Below are 578 nucleotides of genomic sequence, written 5' to 3' on the forward strand. Positions count from 1 at the left end.
CCCACACGCTGACGCATTTCACGACGGTCAACGATCATATCAATCGCACCGTGCTCAAGCAGGAACTCGCTACGTTGGAAACCTTCAGGAAGATCTTCACGTACCGTTTGCTCGATTACACGACGACCTGCAAATCCGATCAACGCTTTAGGCTCACCAATGTTGATGTCGCCCAGCATCGCCAAACTTGCCGATACACCGCCCATGGTTGGGTCAGTAAGAACCGAAATAAATGGTAGACCTTTTTCTGACAGACGCTCAAGTGCCGCACTGGTTTTCGCCATTTGCATTAGAGACATCAGCGCCTCTTGCATGCGAGCGCCGCCACTTGCAGAGAAACACACAAGCGCGCAGTTGTTCTCGATTGCTGCTTCTACTGCTTTAACAAAGCGAGCACCAACCACAGAGCCCATTGAACCGCCCATGAAAGAGAATTCAAACGCACACGCTACTAGAGGCATGCCTAATAGCTCACCTTGCATAACGATCAGCGCATCTTTCTCGCCACTGCTCTTTTGTGCTGCAGAGATGCGTTCTTTGTATCGCTTAAAATCTTTAAACTTCAGTTTTTCTTGAGG

The 578-nt window shown here is 49.5% G+C and carries 1 protein-coding gene; it reads right to left on the reverse strand.

The features are described 5' to 3' along the window. Positions 1–578, reverse strand: a 578-nt coding sequence (gene accD, locus R7190_RS29305; RefSeq protein WP_318138130.1) for an acetyl-CoA carboxylase, carboxyltransferase subunit beta, incomplete at both ends; no start/stop codon positions are given.

The organism is Vibrio sp. 1078-1 (genome assembly GCF_033340475.1).